This window comes from uncultured Planktosalinus sp. (assembly GCF_963973675.1).
GTDB lineage: Bacteria > Bacteroidota > Bacteroidia > Flavobacteriales > Flavobacteriaceae > Planktosalinus.
Window position 1 is genome coordinate 1 of record NZ_CAXBAN010000180.1, and the last position, 5,214, is coordinate 5,214.

General features: G+C 34.7%; 4 protein-coding genes and 1 pseudogene. 3 read left to right on the top strand and 2 right to left on the bottom strand.

The annotated features are described in order from the left end of the window. From AACY61_RS08205 to AACY61_RS08215, 3 genes and pseudogenes are all read left to right on the top strand, one after another. A pseudogene (locus tag AACY61_RS08205) lies at nt 1-201 on the top strand (hypothetical protein); the annotation flags it as partial. A gap of 130 nt (nt 202-331) precedes the next feature. Further along, nucleotides 332-1,942, top strand: coding sequence for a class I SAM-dependent methyltransferase (locus AACY61_RS08210; protein WP_339611086.1), 1,611 nt, complete (start codon nt 332-334; stop codon nt 1,940-1,942). A gap of 4 nt (nt 1,943-1,946) precedes the next feature. After that, nucleotides 1,947-2,909: an AI-2E family transporter gene (locus AACY61_RS08215; RefSeq protein ID WP_339611087.1), complete on the top strand. Its 963-nt coding sequence runs from the start codon at nt 1,947-1,949 to the stop codon at nt 2,907-2,909. A 5-nt stretch (nt 2,910-2,914) separates the two neighbouring features. Here AACY61_RS08215 and AACY61_RS08220 read toward each other — a convergent pair whose 3' ends face one another. Then, nucleotides 2,915-3,799, bottom strand: a complete 885-nt coding sequence (locus AACY61_RS08220) for a tetrahydrofolate dehydrogenase/cyclohydrolase catalytic domain-containing protein (protein ID WP_339611088.1) — start codon at nt 3,797-3,799, stop codon at nt 2,915-2,917. 49 nt (nt 3,800-3,848) lie between these two features. After that, the gene (ffh, locus tag AACY61_RS08225; RefSeq protein WP_339611089.1) at nt 3,849-5,177 is read right to left on the bottom strand and encodes a signal recognition particle protein; all 1,329 of its coding nucleotides are present in this window, start codon (nt 5,175-5,177) and stop codon (nt 3,849-3,851) included. Nucleotides 5,178-5,214 lie beyond the last annotated feature (37 nt).

Consider the following 5,214-nt stretch of genomic DNA (forward strand, 5'->3'; position numbering starts at 1 on the left):
AAATTTGCAATAGCTTCAATTGTAAACACCATGAGGTCTATTGTCATATCGCTTGAAGGAACTGACGTTTATATTACAATTGACAAAGAAGTTCTTCCTGATGCTATCAAAAACCAATTTGGCGCAAAAGTGGAGGCCTCAGATATCCCTGATGATGCTAAAATAAAGTTTTTTATGGTTGGATGGGAAGGTAACGAATAAAAGCATTTATGATATTCTTGAAAAGCCCTGAAAAAATCAATCTTCAGGGCTTTTTTTAATTGACTGAGATTAAAAGTTAAATTTCAAACTTAGTATATTGTATATTTACAATGCAATGAACTGATTTTTTATGCTAACAAAACAAGCTAAAACAGAATTAAGAGAAGAGCTTTTTAGACATTTAGACGGCATTGCCGTTGCTCCTGTTGCTCATCAATTTTTTAAAAGGAATATTTCAAAATATATACTTTCAACTAAACAGCACAAACTTTCAGAGGTCTCAAAATTTTTCAATGCCAATGAAGGGTATTTGAATGTTGCTTTAAGAGTTTTAGCCTCTCAAGGATGGGTTGAATATACCATCAATAATTCAACTAATGAAGTTTTAATACAATTAAATGAGCGAAGTGAAACAGCATTTTCATTATTCAAATATTATGGTTTTGCGGTTGAATTTTTAGAATTATCAAGAAACTTTCATCCTAAAGAATCCAATCCAGCAGATTTTTATAAAATTCAAAAACTTTTAGAAGAATTTCAATCAATAAGTTTCAGTAGCTCTGAAAACAGTCTTCAAAATGAAATTCAACATCAAGTTTTCAAACACCTTGAAGGTGCCCTTGTTGGGCCACTGACAGTAGCATTGGCTATGAATGGTTTTTTTCATAAATACTTTATGGAAGTATCATTCAGAGCTGAAGAGTATCACGAAGACCCTGAAAGTTTTCGTAAAATCCTTGATTTTTATACGTTTCTTAACTGGTTTGAAAAAAAGGAACACACCTATACCTTTACAGATAAGGGATTGTTTTTTGCAAAAAGGGCCTCAGCATATGGAGTTACTGTATCTTATATCCCCACGTTTAATAATATTGAGGATGTTTTGTTTGGCAACTATGCAACTATACGTGAAAACCCAAAAAATAAAACTGAAATTCACGTTGACAGAGTCATGAATGTTTGGGGAAGTGGTGGAGCACATACTGCCTATTTTAGAGAAATTGATGACATAATTATTGAAATTTTTAATAAGCCCATAGATGAACAGCCCAAAGGTATTCTTGATATGGGTTGTGGAAACGGTGCCTTTTTAATACACCTGTTTGATGTGATTGAACAACGTACACTAAGAGGAACCCTGCTTGAAGATTACCCTTTGTTTTTGGTGGGTGTAGATTTCAATAAAGAAGCACTGAAAGTAACGCGTTCCAACCTTGTAAATGCTGACATTTGGGCCAAAGTTATTTGGGGAGACATTGGAGATCCCGATCAACTTGAAAACAGAATTTATCAGGACTACTCGATTCATTTAGGGGAATTGCTCAATGTGAGGACTTTTTTAGACCACAACAGAATTTGGACACAACCAAAAGATACAAATCAAACGGCAAGTGGAAAGTCTACAGGTGCATTTGCTTTTCGAGGAAAAAAATTAAACAACAATCTTGTAGCGCTCAATTTAAAAGAACATTTTCAAAAATGGGAGCCTTATATAAAGAAGCATGGCCTGTTATTAATTGAGCTTCACACACTTCCCCCTGGTTTAGCTTCTAAAAACATAGGAAAGACAGCTGTTACAGCCTATGATGCAACCCACGGTTTTTCAGATCAATATATTGTTGAACTTGATGTTTTTTTAAACGTTTTAAATGAAATTGGATTAAAAAGCAAGAAAAAATATTTTTCAAAATATCCAAACACTGAATTAGCTACAGTTAGTATACACTATATAAAAAAATAAAGTTATGCAGCGTATTCATCAAGATATCATCAGACAGGTTTTCACACTTTTTTTAATCCTGGCACTCGGCTATTTAATTTTTATGGAATTAGCTCCTTTTATGAGTGGATTACTGGGAGCAATAACTATTTATATTATCTCAAAAAAATCCATGAGAAGACTGATTTCCAGAGGTTGGAATCCATCTGCAGCTGCAGGATTGATTATGATTATCTCATTTGTTGGAATTTTAGTTCCTATTGGACTTGTTGTAATAATGCTTTCAACAAAAGTGAAAAATGCCTTAAATAAAGTAGAATCTTTTATAGCAATCTTAAAAGACAACTTATCGGTTGTTGAAAATCAACTAAACATTCAATTATTCACTTCATTTGATTCTCAAGAAGTCGCCAATTGGGTATCTAATAATTTTCAAAGTGTTTTAGGAAACACTTTCAATCTTTTTATTGCCTTAAGTATTTTATATTTTCTGCTTTATTATATGCTTGTTAACAGAAAACAGTTTATTGAGTCTATTTACACCTATTTTCCTATGCGCCCTGAAAATATTAGCACAATTGGTAAAGAGGTTGATAGTGTAGTTAGATCAAATGCTATAGGAATTCCTTTGATTGCAATAATTCAGGGATTGGTAGCTTTGCTTGGTTTTTTTATTTTTGGTGTGCCAAATCCCTGGTTTTGGTTTGTGATTACTGCTATAGGATCAATGATACCCTTTATTGGAACCGCAATCGGAATTGTTCCTGTTGTAATTCTTCTTTTTTCAACAGGACATTTATTCAGAATGGTTGTGCAAAAAAAGCTGGCTGATATTCACCCTTTAATAACATTGATTGGGGTTATTATTGGAGTGCCTCTTTTTGGATTTATCGGACTGATTTTTGGACCACTTTTGATTAGCCTTTTTTTAGTTCTTTTGAAGATTTATAAAGATGAGTTTGTGATTAGTAAGGAGTTTAAAAAATAATTACTTTATTCTTTATGTCTTCTTTGTTCCCTAGCTAAAAGAGTGTTTTTGAGCAACATTGCTATTGTCATAGGCCCTACACCTCCTGGAACTGGAGTAATAAAAGATGCTTTTTTACTGACATTTTCATAATCTACATCACCGGTTATCACATAACCCTTTGGTTTCTTTTCATCTGGCACCCTAGATATTCCAACATCAATGATTACTACCCCTTCTTTTACCATATCGGCTTTCAGAAACTTGGGTACTCCCAATGCAGAGATTATAATATCTGCTTGCAAAGTTATTTGTGAAATATTTTTTGTATGACTGTGGGTTAATGTTACGGTTGAATTTCCCGGCCATCCTTTTCGACCCATCAAAATACTCATGGGTCTTCCCACGATGTGGCTTCTTCCAATTACAACAGTGTGTTTTCCATTGGTTTCAACATTATAACGCTCCAGAAGCTCAAGGATTCCAAAAGGAGTTGCGGGTATAAAGGTACTCATGTCAAGTGCCATTTTTCCAAAGTTTTCAGGATGAAAACCGTCCACATCTTTTGAGGGATCAACAGCCATTAAAACGCGTTGTGTATTTATTTGAGGAGGTAATGGCAATTGAATTATGAATCCATCTATAGCATCATTATTGTTGAGTTCTTTTATTTTCTGAAGTAATTCCAATTCACTTGTAGTGTGCGGTAAACGCACCATTGTTGATTCAAAGCCTACACGTTCACAAGCTTTTACTTTACTGGCCACATAAGTTAAACTGGCACCATCATTTCCCACAATAATGGCTGCAAGATGAGGAACCTTTTCGCCCCTTGCTCTCATTTTATCAACCTCTTGAGCAATTTCATTTTTTAAATCGTTAGAAACTTTTTTACCGTCTAGTATTTTCATAAATTAAAGATTTGATGTTTTTAAGTTTCTAAAGTGTTAATACTAATGTTTAACGCATTTTTCCCATCATTTGCATCATTTTCTTACCGCCACCACCTTGCATCATTTTCATCATTTTACTCATTTGGTTGAATTGTTTGAGTAATTGATTCACTTCTTGAACTGAAGTTCCACTTCCTCTTCCAATTCGTTTTTTTCTACTTGCATTAATTACTGAAGGGTTTGTTCTTTCCTCAAGAGTCATGGAGTGAATTATGGCTTCTATGTGTTTAAATGAATCGTCATCAATGTCAATATCTTTAAGGGCTTTTCCGGCACCGGGAATCATCCCAATTAAGTCCTTCATGCTTCCCATTTTTTTGATTTGTTGTATTTGACTTAAAAAGTCATCAAATCCAAATTGGTTTTTAGCAATTTTCTTTTGAATTTTTCTTGCTTCCTCCTCGTCATATTGCTCCTGTGCCCTTTCTACCAATGAAACCACATCTCCCATTCCGAGAATTCTATCGGCCATACGATTTGGATAGAACACATCAATGGCATCCATTTTTTCACCAGTACCAATAAATTTGATGGGTTTATTGACGACACTTTTAATTGAAATAGCTGCACCACCTCGGGTATCCCCATCAAGTTTTGTTAATACAACTCCATCAAAATTCAGTCGGTCGTTGAATGACTTTGCAGTATTTACTGCATCTTGACCGGTCATTGCATCTACCACAAACAATGTTTCCTGAGGATTAATTGCTTTATGCACATTTGAGATTTCATTCATCATCTCCTCATCAACTGCCAAACGACCTGCTGTATCTATTATAACAACATTGTGACCGTTTTGTTTAGCGTGAGCAATGGCATTTTGTGCAATTTGGACCGGGTTTTTATTGCCTTCATCACTAAAGACTTCAACACCTATTTGCTCTCCAACCACATGCAACTGATTGATTGCCGCAGGGCGATAGACATCACAAGCTACCAATAAAGGTTTTTTTGTTTTTTTGGTTTTAAGGTAGTTGGCCAGTTTTCCTGAAAAGGTGGTCTTACCACTTCCTTGTAAACCTGACATCAAAATAACTGAAGGGTTTCCACTTAGGTTGATACCTTCTGCATCTCCCCCCATAAGTTCAGTAAGCTCATCTTTAACGAGCTTAACCATTAACTGGCCAGGTTGTAGAGTTGTCAACACATTTTGACCAAGAGCCTTTTCTTTAACTGTATTTGTAAACTCCTTTGCAATCTTAAAATTGACATCGGCATCGAGCAAGGCACGTCTGACTTCCTTGAGTGTTTCAGCAACATTAACTTCTGTAATACTTCCGTGACCTTTTAGTACGTGAAGTGCTTTATCTAATTTTTCACTTAAATTATCAAACATAGTGTAAACTTCATTTTAAGGAATGCAAAGATACACA

What these genes read in the sequence shown, in the direction of transcription:
- ffh (WP_339611089.1), bottom strand. Translation starts at nt 5,177, where the DNA reads ATGTTTGATAATTTAAGTGAAAAATTAGATAAAGCACTTCACGTACTA.
- AACY61_RS08210 (WP_339611086.1), top strand. Translation starts at nt 332, where the DNA reads ATGCTAACAAAACAAGCTAAAACAGAATTAAGAGAAGAGCTTTTTAGA.
- AACY61_RS08215 (WP_339611087.1), top strand. Translation starts at nt 1,947, where the DNA reads ATGCAGCGTATTCATCAAGATATCATCAGACAGGTTTTCACACTTTTT.
- AACY61_RS08220 (WP_339611088.1), bottom strand. Translation starts at nt 3,799, where the DNA reads ATGAAAATACTAGACGGTAAAAAAGTTTCTAACGATTTAAAAAATGAA.